At 58.3% G+C, this 12,105-nt stretch carries 13 protein-coding genes; 6 read left to right on the top strand and 7 right to left on the bottom strand.

Going from position 1 to position 12,105, the window contains the following annotated elements:
* Nucleotides 1–66 precede the first annotated feature (66 nt).
* Entirely contained in the window at nucleotides 67–1,395 is a 1,329-nt protein-coding gene (locus tag B3Q33_RS06510; protein WP_272962649.1) for a dicarboxylate/amino acid:cation symporter, read from the top strand.
* On the opposite strand, the gene B3Q33_RS06505 is transcribed toward B3Q33_RS06510, so the two are convergent.
* Nucleotides 1,380–1,589 (bottom strand): hypothetical protein, encoded by a 210-nt coding sequence (locus B3Q33_RS06505; protein ID WP_035244118.1) that lies wholly within the window; start codon nucleotides 1,587–1,589, stop codon nucleotides 1,380–1,382. The genes B3Q33_RS06510 and B3Q33_RS06505 overlap by 16 nt on opposite strands.
* A 101-nt stretch (nucleotides 1,590–1,690) precedes the next feature.
* Here B3Q33_RS06505 and B3Q33_RS06500 point away from each other — a divergent pair, with 101 nt between their 5' ends.
* Complete coding sequence (locus B3Q33_RS06500) at nucleotides 1,691–2,491, top strand: SDR family NAD(P)-dependent oxidoreductase (protein WP_272962650.1); 801 nt, start codon at nucleotides 1,691–1,693, stop codon at nucleotides 2,489–2,491.
* Between the two features lie 168 nt (nucleotides 2,492–2,659).
* On the opposite strand, the gene B3Q33_RS06495 is transcribed toward B3Q33_RS06500, so the two are convergent.
* The 6 genes from B3Q33_RS06495 to B3Q33_RS06470 all read right to left on the bottom strand — a co-directional run bounded on the left by B3Q33_RS06495 (nucleotide 2,660) and on the right by B3Q33_RS06470 (nucleotide 7,720).
* Nucleotides 2,660–3,169: a DUF2505 domain-containing protein gene (locus B3Q33_RS06495; protein WP_272962651.1), complete on the bottom strand. Its 510-nt coding sequence runs from the start codon at nucleotides 3,167–3,169 to the stop codon at nucleotides 2,660–2,662.
* On the bottom strand, nucleotides 3,166–4,254 hold the full coding sequence (locus B3Q33_RS06490; protein ID WP_272962652.1) for a GGDEF domain-containing response regulator: 1,089 nt from the start codon (nucleotides 4,252–4,254) through the stop codon (nucleotides 3,166–3,168). Before B3Q33_RS06490 ends, B3Q33_RS06495 begins: the two co-directional genes overlap by 4 nt.
* Nucleotides 4,247–5,200: a hypothetical protein gene (locus B3Q33_RS06485; protein ID WP_035244113.1), complete on the bottom strand. Its 954-nt coding sequence runs from the start codon at nucleotides 5,198–5,200 to the stop codon at nucleotides 4,247–4,249. The genes B3Q33_RS06490 and B3Q33_RS06485 overlap by 8 nt, the downstream gene beginning before the upstream one ends.
* A gap of 289 nt (nucleotides 5,201–5,489) precedes the next feature.
* On the bottom strand, nucleotides 5,490–5,951 hold the full coding sequence (locus B3Q33_RS06480) for a MaoC family dehydratase (RefSeq protein ID WP_272962653.1): 462 nt from the start codon (nucleotides 5,949–5,951) through the stop codon (nucleotides 5,490–5,492).
* Between the two features lie 108 nt (nucleotides 5,952–6,059).
* Nucleotides 6,060–6,908, bottom strand: a complete 849-nt coding sequence (locus B3Q33_RS06475) for an alpha/beta fold hydrolase (RefSeq protein WP_272962654.1) — start codon at nucleotides 6,906–6,908, stop codon at nucleotides 6,060–6,062.
* A complete protein-coding gene (locus tag B3Q33_RS06470) occupies nucleotides 6,908–7,720 on the bottom strand; it encodes an alpha/beta fold hydrolase (RefSeq protein ID WP_272962655.1) in 813 nt (270 codons plus the stop codon). The genes B3Q33_RS06475 and B3Q33_RS06470 overlap by 1 nt, the downstream gene beginning before the upstream one ends.
* Before the next feature lie 244 nt (nucleotides 7,721–7,964).
* On the opposite strand from B3Q33_RS06470, the gene xthA reads away from it, so the two are divergent.
* Genes xthA through B3Q33_RS06450 form a run of 4 tightly spaced genes read left to right on the top strand, consistent with a single transcriptional unit; the run spans nucleotide 7,965 to nucleotide 11,630 of the window.
* The gene (xthA, locus tag B3Q33_RS06465) at nucleotides 7,965–8,780 is read left to right on the top strand and encodes an exodeoxyribonuclease III (protein ID WP_272962656.1); all 816 of its coding nucleotides are present in this window, start codon (nucleotides 7,965–7,967) and stop codon (nucleotides 8,778–8,780) included.
* A gap of 3 nt (nucleotides 8,781–8,783) precedes the next feature.
* Nucleotides 8,784–9,809 (top strand): ion transporter, encoded by a 1,026-nt coding sequence (locus tag B3Q33_RS06460; protein ID WP_035244108.1) that lies wholly within the window; start codon nucleotides 8,784–8,786, stop codon nucleotides 9,807–9,809.
* 51 nt (nucleotides 9,810–9,860) lie between these two features.
* On the top strand, nucleotides 9,861–10,364 hold the full coding sequence (locus tag B3Q33_RS06455; RefSeq protein WP_035244105.1) for a response regulator: 504 nt from the start codon (nucleotides 9,861–9,863) through the stop codon (nucleotides 10,362–10,364).
* A 51-nt stretch (nucleotides 10,365–10,415) separates the two neighbouring features.
* Nucleotides 10,416–11,630: a serine/threonine-protein kinase gene (locus B3Q33_RS06450; protein ID WP_286827266.1), complete on the top strand. Its 1,215-nt coding sequence runs from the start codon at nucleotides 10,416–10,418 to the stop codon at nucleotides 11,628–11,630.
* Nucleotides 11,631–12,105: the final 475 nt, after the last annotated feature.

The raw sequence follows: 12,105 nt of genomic DNA, 5'->3' as shown, positions 1-12,105 counted from the left end.
GAGGATCAGGTAGTCTTGTAATCCTGTTCGCGCGTTGAGCCATAACAACAACCGATAGGGAACACCATGAAGCTACACCACCAGATCTTTATTGCCATGCTGGCCGGCGCCCTGGTCGGCAGCCTGACCAGCGAGTCCACTACCCTGTTCGGGGTCCCGATACTGGCCGGTTACGACCTGGTAGGAAGTCTGTTCATCAATGGTTTGAAAATGGTGGTGGTGCCCCTGATTGTCACCGCCATCATCAATGGCATGACCAGCGTCGGCGACGGCAACAATCTGGGTCGAATGGGGCTAAAAACGGTAGCACTGTACATGACCACCACCGTGGTCGCGGTGCTGATCGGGCTGCTGACTGTCAATCTGTTCAGCCCCGGGGTCATCGACGGCCAACCGGCCCGGGACCTGCTTGGTCTGGCCAGTGATACCGAAGCGGTACTGGCTGGCATCGAAGGGCGAGGCGCCGGGGATTTCACCCAGATCCTGATGCAGATGCTACCCCCCAACCTGATTGCTGCCGCTGCCGATGGGCAGATGCTTGGCCTTATCGTGTTCGCCCTGTTGTTCGGCTATTTTCTGCGCACCGAACGCAATGATGCCGGCCGCAGTCTGCGAGATCTGATCGAGGGGATTTATCAGGTGGTGATGAAAATCACCATGCTGGTGATTCGTTTCACACCGCTGGGGGTGTTCGCCCTGATTGCCGCCACGGTGACCCGCACCGGCCTTGATGCCATCGAGCCGCTGGCCTGGTTTTTCGCTTCAGTGGTCGTTGCACTCACCCTGCATGCCTTTGTTTTCATGCCGGCATTGGTGTTTTTCCTGGCGCGCCGCTCACCGTTGCGGCACATCCAAGCCATGACACCGGCCCTGCTCACCGCGTTTTCCTCGGCCAGCTCCGCAGCTACCCTGCCGTTGACCATGGAATGCGTGCAGAACCGGGCCGGGGTATCACAACGAAGCAGCAGCTTCGTACTGCCACTGGGGGCCACCGTCAACATGGACGGCACGGCCCTGTATGAGTGCGTGGCCGCCATGTTTATCGCCCAGGCCTATGGCATGGACCTGTCGCTGGCGACACAATTCATGATCGTGATAACCGCGGTACTCACCTCCATTGGCGTGGCCAGTATTCCGGCCGCGTCCCTGGTGGCAATCACCGTGATACTGGCTGCCATCGGACTACCGGCGGAAGCCATCGGCCTGATTCTGGTCACCGACCGGCTACTGGACATGTTCCGCACCGCAGTGAACGTATGGGGCGACAGTGTCGTCACCGTAGTGCTGGCACGCAGCGAAGAGGAAGAACAGGTGCTGCAGAGGCCGGTAGCCGACGCAGAGAGAATGGCGCAGGCGGCAAGCGCCCACGCCGGACAAGGTCAGACTGACAAGTGATGGTCGCGGTTGTCCCAGTCACGCTTGATGGCCACCGCCGCACTGCCAACGATCGGCACCATGGCGGCAAATGCCAGCATGGCCGGGAACAGATTTTTCCCCTGATCGGCCAGACCGGCTACCATCAGCACGGTGAACAGAACAGCCACAACCAGAGCGAAAATGTCTTTACTGATACGAGAGATAGTAGTCATGGGTAACGCTCCTCTTAAATTGTTTTAGTGAACACATGTTAACTCACAAGAATGGAAAGTCAACACCTGTTCACTTTCAATGATTATTTCCCGGAGATCCCTTGAAACATCAGCCTACCCTGCTTATCAGCAATGCCTGCTCCGAACTTGGTCAGGCCCTGGTCAGTGACGCTGCAGAGCATTTTCGGGTTGCCCTGGCAGACGCGGATGGGCAACTCGGAAACCAACTTTGTGCCAACCTGCACGGCAATGGTCGAGAAGCGCTTTTCCTGGATTGTCTTCCCGGCAGCTCCCGCGACCGTCAACGGGGTGTAGAACGGGTGCTACGTCGCTGGCAACAGCTGGATACCGTGATTAACCTGCCCGCGCCACTGACCCTCGGCCCTTTCGAGGCGACCCAGACATCACACTGGCAGCGGGTTATGGATGAGCAACTGATGGATACGGTAAATCTGTGCCAGAGCGCGATCAGCGCCATGCACCGCCAGGAAGAAGGTGGCCGGATTCTCAATGTGGTACCGGAATACGGCATCCTGGCAGGGCCTCTGGCTGGCGCCCAGAGCGCTGCCAGCGCCGCCATCGTGGCCCTGGGAGAAAGCCTGCACAGTGAATTGCACAGTAGCGGTATCAGGGTGACCACCCTGGTGATCCCCCTGTATCAGGAGCAGGCCAGCAGCCTGTGCGCCACCGACCCGCTCAGCGACGCTCGCTTCCAGCGCAAGATTGCTCGCAGCCCGGTCACCCGAGAGGAGCTCAGCCAGCAGATCCTGGATGCCCTGAACAGCGATAACGCCCTGCACATCGCCTCCGGCTATACACGGGCGAAATGGCGGCGCAAGCGCTGGTTCAGGAAACGCTGGGAGCGGGGATTGCGGGAGTTAGGGGCGAGGTATCGGCGCTAAGAGCAAAAGACTGGTTTCACCACAGAGGGCACAGAGGACACTGAGAAAGATCAAAAGCCCCGCCGTACCTCGCCGCGCATTTCAGTGCCCGCGATAACATGGCAGTCATGGCCCGGTTTTCACTCAGTGTTCTCTGTGCACTCTGTGGTAAAAATTATTCCAGCCACGTCAGGCAAACTGTTCCACATAACGCAGTGTATGCCGGTAATCCCCTGCCAGAGCATCGTCAATTTTCGGCGCCACCAGATCCACCAGTTTCCTGCCCACCAGGGGAACCGATGAGGTGATTTCCACCTGGGTTTGCTGGATGGACTGGGACTCACCGTCGGCGTTGAGCACCATGGTGCCACTGATTTTCAACGGCACATTGCCAAGCTGAAAGCGATAGCGGGCCTGATAGAAACCCGGCCGGCCGGTGGCTTGCCACAGGAATTCCGTCAGCAAATCCGCCTGACTGGGCAGCAAACGCCGCGCAAATGACGGTACCTTTTCGGTGCGAATCTGTATCGGCTGAACGATCTGTATCAGCAGACCTTCCCCGGTCTCCTGGAAGGCCTGGAAACGGTAGTCATTTACCTTGCCCCATTCGAATCGTTGTTCGAAATAGGCCTTGCTGGTGAGAATCTCATAAAGCCGGTCCACGCCGACAGGAAATTCCCGGTCAACCATTACCTTCATGCTGTCTCCTGACCCGCCGGCGTCTGCTCAATCAATTTCAACAGGGGCGCCAGCTGGCGTTTCAAGTCCGGCAATGCATTCACCACCACACGGGGCTTGCCAGCCCGCAACAGGGTGAGTGCCTGCTCTATGGTTATCGAAGGCGTCGTCAGGGCGGTGGCCAGAGGCTCATCGGGGCCATCTCTGACCACCGCCCCGGGCCCGGCCAGGCGCGCCTTGCTCATCTGTTCATCCAATACCGCCTGAACCTGGCGGGGCATCAGCCCGGTATGCGCAGTGGGCGTATGAATGACCACCGACAGCGGCAATTGCTGTGCCCGGCCGCGAAATTGGAAAGCCAGTTTCTCGCTGACCTTCAACGCCCGCTCGACAAAACGCTGGGCGCCATTGGCTCCGGCACTGGGCAGCAGAATGGTAAATTGGGCCACGCTGCTTCTTGCCAGCGAATCTTCCTTACGTACCACTCCCCGCATCAATTGCGCCATTTTCATCAACACCATATCGGTTCTACGTTTACCGAGCTGTACGAAAAGTTGATTGAATTGGTAAATCTCCAGTTGCACAACCGATAGCGGGATCTGCTGACGACTGGCCAGCGCCAGCTCCTGGCGCAGGCGATGCTGCAGATAACGACGGTTACCGAGTCGGGTGAGCGGATCGATCATGGCCTGGCGGGCCAGTTCCTTGCGCTCACGCTGGTAGTGGGCATGGGCACGAGCACGGGCCAGAAGATCCGTGGAATTGAACGGTTTGCTGATGAAGTCGGTGCCGCCAAGACGTAGGGCTTCGCTGCGTGTTTCCTCGTCGTTCTCGGCACCGGTAACGATGATCACCGGCAGACCGGCAATGCCGTCATCGTCACTGGTGCGGATTTTTTTCAGTAACGTAAAGCCGTCCATCTCCGGCATCGCCAGGTCGGAAAAAACCACGCTGATGGTCGGGTTGTGGCAGATCATTTCCCAGGCTTCGACGCCGTTTTCCGCCACTTCGACACGAAATTCCCTGCCCAGCATCTTGTCAGCAGCAAGACGCATTACCTTCGAGTCATCGACAAACAGCAGCACCGGTTTGTTGTTGTTATCCATGTGGCTCCATTCCCTTTTTTACCACGGACAGCGCCCCTTTCAGGCCGGGCTCTCGCCCTCGCACATACCCGTAAAGCCGGGAATGACGCTGACAAAAATCCCCGCGCGCGATGGCAGGCAGATAATGTTCGTTGAGAAGATGCCCGGGGCGGTCGGCCAGGCAATAGACAGTGCCAGCGGTACTGTCCAGATGGGAAAGAATGCCGATCTGCGCCAGATAATCACGGCCGTTGGCAAAGTGTTCCACATAGGGCACCGGGTGACCGGCCGCAAGCGTCAGCTGCGGATCGATTTCCAGGCTGTCGGCCACCCCACCGATACAATAAATTTCCAGCTTCTTGACCAGTTGCCGGGCGCTCGGGTGACGCAGCAGTTTGCGCACGATATAGCTGGCAACAATGGTGCCCTGGGAGTGGCAGACCAGCACTACCTGATCATTATTTTCCAGTGCTTCCACCAGGATATTCAACGCCGGGCGCGACAGTTTGCCGTCCTTGCGCAGGGTACGAGCGGTAATCGACTCGGCCACATCGCGGATCAGTCCCCATGTAGGGGTATGGATCAGGTGCACCGGACGGCGAAAAATCCGCGCGATCTCGCTGGCATTGAGCAGCGCCACCGGCCCGGCCGTTCCCATGCCATTGATGAAGAACCAGCGCGAAGAGCGCCCTTCATGGGTGGTCCGCGGAGGATGGCAGACCAGGGTGCCCTGGCTGATGGACTCACGGGTGGCCGGCACCAGCAACTGCAAGAGCGAGAACAGGGCCTCACCGCGGCTGGAGTAGGATGACCAGGCCATTTCCGAGCGAACACCTGGCTCCCGGCCCAATGGTAGGACCATGCGGGGAATATCCGCTGCATGGGTCAGGCTAAGGCGCAGATCACGACGGATGGCAGAACGGTTGTCTACCAGACGGCGAAGCCATTGTCGGGGACGGTGCAACATTGGGAAGCCCTGATACGGGGTGGCGACAAATTCGCTCTAACACGAAAGTTCCCCTGTACAGTACGTCGAAATGCGCTATTTTGCCAGCAACAATAACGGCCAGCGCCACAACTCAACCTGAGCCAAATCAGTAGCTTATTTGATCAACCTTGTGTAGAACCCGAACTTTCAAAGCTGACATCAGTTATGTCTGTCGAGAGGAGTGTGCGATAAAAAAACAGGCCTGCCGTGCACAAAACGACAGACCTGACCAGGAGACCTTGTGATTCTCTCTATGGCGCTGTTTGTCTCAGACGAAGTACATCAGCAACCACTCGGCAACCAGTGCCGGCTTGTCCTCTCCTTCGATTTCCACCGTAAAGGCGAATTTCAACAACCACTGCCCTTCACGCTTTTCGGTGACCTCCAGCAAGGTGGCTACTGCTCGAACCCGCTTGCCCTCTTTCACCGGTGCCATGAATCGCAGTTTGTCGAAGCCATAGTTCATGGCCATTTTCATGCCTTTGGGCATCAAGAAGCCATCAATGGAGGCTTGCAGATAAGGCAGCAGCGACAGGGTCAGATAACCGTGTGCAATGGTGGTGCCGAAAGGGGTGCTCTTGGCCTGATCCGGATCCACATGAATGAACTGATGGTCCAGGGTCGCGTCAGCAAAAGCGTTAATTCTGTCCTGATCTATCTGGAACCAGTCGGACGCTCCCAGTTCCTTGCCCACGTAATCGGTCAGCGAGGCTACCTCAACCACTTTCATCGTAACGCGCTCCTTGAATACATTTTTCCTGAAGCTTAGCGAGCCTGGGCAAGGCAATACATGACCCTTTCAGGCAGTGGCCTGGACAGGTCTGGTGCTTTTGGTCAGTCAGCGGTTGTTGTCATCCAGAAAGGTATTGATTGCGCCTGCCACGACCTCCGGTGCTTCCATATGCAAATGGTGCCGACCCGCTAAACGCACCACGCTGGCATCCGGCAACCAGTCCAGCCGGTGATCGAACATGCCGTTGCCGCCCATGCCCTGCTCACCGAGAATCAGGCAAACCGGTGCCTGAATGGCACGAACAAAACCCTCCACCTGTTCTTCGGTAAGCCGCAACGAGGAAGTCAGCCGTAGGCGGCTGTCCGCCCGCCAGGTCCAGCCATCGGTCACCGGCATCAGGCCACGCTCACTCAGCAACGCAGACGCCTCCCGGCTGAGTCCACCGAAGCCGCGGGTGCGTGCCTCAACCGCGTCGGCAATGTCCGTGTACACCGGCTTGCGCTTGTCTGCCAACGCCATCATGTCATCCAGTGCCTTGCGCAGGGTGCTGGCCACGTCCTTACCGGGCGTGCTGGGCGGGCCCAATCCTTCAATCAGCACCAGCCGGGAGACCCGATCCGGAAACGCTGCCGCAAACAGGCAGGCAATCCCCGCCCCCATGGAGTGGCCAACCAGTGTAAAGCGTTGCCAACCGAGCTGATCTGCCACTGCCAGCACATCTCGCACATGATCCACCAGGTGGGTTACCACCCCGTCGGGGCGATGGTCCGAGTGACCATGACCGGAAAAATCCAGTGCCACCATGGGGCGTTGCCACTGCGACGCCAGCGGAATATAGGACGCGGCATTGTCCAGCCAGCCATGCAGGGCCAACACCGGCTCGCCCTCGCCGTCCCAGCTGAGGGCGGCCAGAGCCTGTCCGAAAACCTGAAATTTCTTCTCTTTTGCAGCCATTAACTCGCCTCCCCCTGTTGCAGCGTTTGCAGGGTTTCGCGAAACAGGGCCAGGGTCTGTTCAGGCTTCTCCAGTGGGTACATGTGCGATCCTTCCGCAATGCGGTGGAGCATGCCGTGGCGGCGCACATGGCGCCGGGCACTGTCGAGAAACGGAGATGGTGACCCTTTGCCGGTGATAATTGCCCCAGGCACTTTCAGCCTGGGCATGCGTGTGGCAGCCGTGGGGGTATGTCGAAAAATGGCCACTTCCACCTCTGGGCGAAAACGCAATCGCCAGCCGCCCTCCCAGGGCTCCAGCCCCGCACGCAAATAATCTGCCAGGCAACGTGGATCAAAGGCCCGGAACAGGCCGCGTGAGGAAAAATAGCTTTCCACGGCTTCCCAGTTCGGCCAGTAATCCAGCCGCCCCTTGCTCTTGCCCGCCGGTGTCACTCGATCAATCATGCCGGTCAGCTTCGCCGCATGCATCATCACCCCGTGCCAACCATTCATCATCGGCGGGTCCAGCATGATCAGCGCGGAAAACCATTCCGGGCGGCGCTGGGCCACCAGGTACATGACTACCGACCCCAGCGAATGTCCGGCTCCAACCAGCGGCTTGGGCAGGGATTCGAGCCTGGCTTCCAGCTCCAGGCTGAGGCTATGCCAGTCCGCATCCACCGGGTAAGCCGGATTGTGGCCCAAGCGATCGATGATGATGACATCGAACTCGTCCGCCAGCGGTGCCAGAAAGGTGTCATAGCTATGGCCGGGAATGCCGTTGGCGTGGGCAAAGACCAGCGTCTGACGACCGGCGGAAACTGCTGACATGGTGTCTCCCTAAGTTGGGCACGAAAATAAAAGAGATCTCCTGAAACCGTGACTTCAGCGTAGATGCATGGCGTAAGAATTTTCTGTGGCGGCAAAGGCTTGCGTCAGGCGCCACGATGAAGTCACGGTTTCAGGAGACATCATAGCCGCAACTGTTCACCCCGGACCATGTCCGATAACGCCACAGAGTGGTCTGCCTTGGTCATCTTTTGTTGGTGTACAATGCCCGCACAAAGGAGGCTCCATGACCCTGATTTCATTCAACATCAATGGTATTCGCGCCCGTCTGCACCAGTTGCAGGCAGTCATCGATAAATATCAGCCGGCCCTGATCGGCCTGCAGGAAACCAAGGTTCACGACCCGGAGTTTCCCGAACAGGCGGTTCGCGACATGGGCTACCACCCCTACTATTTTGGCCAGAAAGGCCACTATGGCGTGGCACTGATTACCAGCGAACCGCTGGAATCGGTTCAGTACGGCTTTCCCTCCGATGATGAGGACGCCCAACGTCGCATGATCATTGGCACCCTGCGTCATTCCGATGGCTCTGCCATTACCGTGCTCAACGGCTATTTCCCCCAGGGCGAAAACCGCGAGCACCCGCTCAAATTTCCTGCCAAGGAAAAGTTCTACCAGGACCTGCAGAACTACCTGGATAACCACCAGCAACCCGACCAGCAGGTGGCCGTCATGGGGGATTTCAATATTTCCTCCACCGACCTGGACATCGGCATCGGCGAAGCAAATCGCAAGCGCTGGCTACGCGAGGGCAAGACCAGCTTTCTGCCCGAAGAACGGGAATGGTGGCAGCGCCTGATCGATTGGGGGCTCACCGACACCTTCCGGCACCAGAACCCGGAAACTGATGACATCTTTTCCTGGTTCGACTATCGCTCCCGGGGCTTCGAGCGCGAGCCACGCCGGGGCCTGCGCATCGATACCGTCCTGGCCACAGCCCCGCTGCTGGAAAAACTCGATACCACCGGCGTGGACTATGACCTGCGTGGCATGGAAAAACCGTCCGACCACTGCCCGGTATGGGCCAGGTTTCGCGGCTAACCCATGAAGATCAAACTGCACCCGGAAAAGCTGAAGCTCAATCTGGACACGATCGGTTTTGTTATCGATCTGTTGATGATTGCCCTGGTCATCCTCAACCTTGGCCTGATCCTGTTCGACTGGCTTTTCCAGGTGCCACCGGTACAGGGGTTTCTGGCAGAGATGACGCCAGCATTCCATGCCTTCTACCGGGATACCATCCACAGTAATTTTCTGTTCTACGACCTCTGTTTCGTCGCTGTCTACCTGACCGAGTTCGTCATCCGCTGGATTGTCGCCATTGCCCGCAGCACCTACCACCGCTGGTTCTTCTACCCCTTTGCCCACTGGTATGACCTGCTCGGCTGTATTCCGGTGGGCAGTTTCCGCTGGTTGCGGATTCTGCGTGTGGTTGGCCTGGTCATGCGTCTGCAGCGCATGGGCATTATCGACCTGTCACAAACCTGGCTGGGCCAGACTATCCTCAAGTATTACGGCATCGTGGTAGAGGAAGTGTCCGACCGCGTGGTCATCAATGTCTTAAGCGGCGCCCAACGAGAAATCGGTGGCGGCAGTCCGCTGCTGCATCGTATCGAAACTCAGGTACTGGCACCGCGCCAGGACAAGCTGGTGAGTTTTATCGCCACCCGCATCGCCGACGCGACCCAGAAAAGCCACGGCCAGTATCGCGATCAACTGGCGGAATATTTCGCCCACCTGACCGACGAATCGCTGACCCGCACCCAGGCCGGTAAACGCCTGGCGGCCATCCCCGTGGCCGGGCCAAGGGCTATCGCCCTGCTCGGCGACGCCGTGCGCGAGACCGGCACCGCTTTCGTGGATCAATTGGTGGATGACCTGGCCTCACCGGCCAACCGGCCGCAGCTTGAGCAACTTCTCCACGATCTGATCGGTGCCGCCAAGGGAGAAGGCGAGCAACTCGACCAGCTGATCCGCGATACCTTGCTGGATGTGCTGGAACAGGTAAAAGCCCAGATGGCCGTGCAACAATGGAAGCTGGAAGAGCAAGACGGCCCCGAAAAAAGTTGATAACATCGAGTAAGACTAAAGTCTCAGCGACTACGCCAACCGGATCACATCATGAGTACCACTGCCGATTCCAGTGACGACAATCTGCAACTACCCCGCTCCCGTATCCTGCTGGTGGATGACACCCCGCAGAATCTGGTGGCGCTCGAAGTGGTACTGGAAGATATGGACTGTGATCTGGACAGCGTGACCAGCGGCAATGCGGCCCTGGCCAAGCTCCTCAAGGAAGATTACGCCCTGGTCTTACTGGACGTACAAATGCCGGAAATGGACGGCTTCGAAGTAGCCGGCATCATGCGATCCCATCAGCGCACCCAGAATGTGCCTATCATTTTTGTGACTGCGATCTCGAAAGAAACCCGCTTTGTGCAACAAGGTTATCGTAGTGGTGCCGTAGACTATCTGTTCAAGCCTATTGATCCGCAACTGCTGCAGAGTAAGGTCAGCTTTTTCCTCAGCCTCGATCAACAGAAGAAGCGACTGGAAGCGAAACTGGCCCAGGCCCGTCGCTCCGAAGCCGAAATGAAGGCGCTTTACGGCGAACCGCCCGAGTAAATTTTCCCGGGCCCGACAACAATAATCGGTCAGGACGACCTCGATAACAGCATGGCCATCAGACTTCCCGGATACCGAATTACCGAACGCCTTGGCAAGGGTGGCATGGCGCATGTCTTTCTCGCTACCCAGCATTCCTTCGAGCGCCAGGTCGCGATCAAAATACTCACCCCCTCCCTCGCCCTGGAACCCAGCTTTGCCGAACGCTTCATGCAGGAAGCTCGCACCGTGGCCAGCCTTAATCATCCCCATATCGTGCCGGTGTACGACGTGGGCGAGCACGAGGGTTACTATTATCTGAGCATGGAGTACGTGACCGGGGGCAGCCTGAAACAGCGCATTCGCGATGGCATAGAGCCCAGGGAAGCAGAAAACGTGCTGCGGCAATTGGCTGGCGCCCTGGACTACGCCGGCCTGCATGGCTTCATTCACCGGGACGTGAAGCCGGACAATGTGATGTTCCGTGCCGACGGCTCCGCACTGTTGATGGATTTCGGCATCGCCGCCAACATGCTGCGCGATAACAGCGTCACCGCTACCAACAGCATCATGGGCACCCCCAAATACATGAGCCCGGAACAACACCGCTCCCAGCCGCTGACACCGCAATCAGACCTGTATTCCCTGGGCTGTGTGTTCTACGAAATGCTCACTGGCAAACCGCCTTATCACGGCGAGGATACCAGCGCTATGGCGCAGGCCCACCTGCGTGAGCCGATACCTTTACTGCCAGTCACACTCCGCCATTATCAGCCATTGCTGCGCCAGTTGCTGGCCAAGGCCCCGGCAGATCGACCGGAAAGCGGCGCCGCTCTGGTTGACGCCCTCGACCACCTGGAATCCCCGGAGCATTACACCCGTGAACGGGCCCGCTACCGCCCACGGGAAGCCGGCATCAACGGTACCCTGGCACCACGGCTGCGGCTCAAGGAAACCAAGGCAGGAATGAGCTGGCGAGGCAATCTCTACCAGTACGACATTTATCTGGTGGCCGACGACTTCGAGCAGTTCCAGTCCCACTTTCCGGTACTGCGCTCTGCTCTGCAGGACTGGCACCGGCAAAGGGGCTCGCGCTGCAAGGGTGTCACCATCAAGGCGACCCTGCACCCGTGGATCAGTGGCCGGGTAAAGCAGTATCTCAAAGAGCTTCGTCAGTCAGAGGGGCTGGAATTTCTCGGTGGTCTGCCAATTCTGCTCAACCTGGTGGCCGCCGATGGTCAGCCCATTGAACGGTTAGCCTGGGAACCGGACTCCGAATCCAGTTAAAACCCAGCGGCCGCAATGTCACAGCGTAAAACCGTGTCTGTTCCCCGTTCCCCTCGCGAATTCACTGCGAAAACAGGGTATCTGCCGGGGCAGAAATCGCTGGCTGACAGACATAAAAAAAGCACCAACATAGGTTGGTGCTCGAGGATCTGCCTAAGTTGATGTGATGCAAGGAGACATCACATTCCCCCCCTTAGGGTGGTACCGATGACACCGTTCAGGAGTCTGCCATGCGTTCCAGTGCCATCAGGGTCAGATTAGGGCAATCGCAAATAACCTGACCAGCGCCTATCGGCGAACGGTACGCAACGCGTTATCAAGGGTAGGGTTTTCCGGATTAGCGGCCAGACACGGCTTCGCCGGGGCTGCGTAACCACAGCAGGCGAGCACCGGCGGCTGCGGCCACCTCCACATCCAGACAGGCCACGGTCCCCACATTGAAACCGATACGCTCGACCGAACCGGTCCAGCTTGC

This window comes from Alcanivorax sp. UBA3183, assembly GCF_002364155.1.
GTDB classification, from domain to species: Bacteria; Pseudomonadota; Gammaproteobacteria; order Pseudomonadales; family Alcanivoracaceae; genus Alcanivorax; species Alcanivorax jadensis.
This window is presented reverse-complemented; position numbering and strand designations above follow the sequence as displayed.

Bases quoted from the DNA above. Each gene is read 5' to 3' on its own strand.
- B3Q33_RS06475 (WP_272962654.1), bottom strand. From the start codon at position 6,908: ATGGCTGCAAAAGAGAAGAAATTTCAGGTTTTCGGACAGGCTCTGGCC.
- xthA (WP_272962656.1), top strand. From the start codon at position 7,965: ATGACCCTGATTTCATTCAACATCAATGGTATTCGCGCCCGTCTGCAC.
- B3Q33_RS06460 (WP_035244108.1), top strand. From the start codon at position 8,784: ATGAAGATCAAACTGCACCCGGAAAAGCTGAAGCTCAATCTGGACACG.
- B3Q33_RS06495 (WP_272962651.1), bottom strand. From the start codon at position 3,169: ATGAAGGTAATGGTTGACCGGGAATTTCCTGTCGGCGTGGACCGGCTT.
- B3Q33_RS06510 (WP_272962649.1), top strand. From the start codon at position 67: ATGAAGCTACACCACCAGATCTTTATTGCCATGCTGGCCGGCGCCCTG.
- B3Q33_RS06505 (WP_035244118.1), bottom strand. From the start codon at position 1,589: ATGACTACTATCTCTCGTATCAGTAAAGACATTTTCGCTCTGGTTGTG.
- B3Q33_RS06480 (WP_272962653.1), bottom strand. From the start codon at position 5,951: ATGAAAGTGGTTGAGGTAGCCTCGCTGACCGATTACGTGGGCAAGGAA.
- B3Q33_RS06450 (WP_286827266.1), top strand. From the start codon at position 10,416: ATGGCCATCAGACTTCCCGGATACCGAATTACCGAACGCCTTGGCAAG.
- B3Q33_RS06455 (WP_035244105.1), top strand. From the start codon at position 9,861: ATGAGTACCACTGCCGATTCCAGTGACGACAATCTGCAACTACCCCGC.
- B3Q33_RS06490 (WP_272962652.1), bottom strand. From the start codon at position 4,254: ATGGATAACAACAACAAACCGGTGCTGCTGTTTGTCGATGACTCGAAG.
- B3Q33_RS06470 (WP_272962655.1), bottom strand. From the start codon at position 7,720: ATGTCAGCAGTTTCCGCCGGTCGTCAGACGCTGGTCTTTGCCCACGCC.
- B3Q33_RS06485 (WP_035244113.1), bottom strand. From the start codon at position 5,200: ATGTTGCACCGTCCCCGACAATGGCTTCGCCGTCTGGTAGACAACCGT.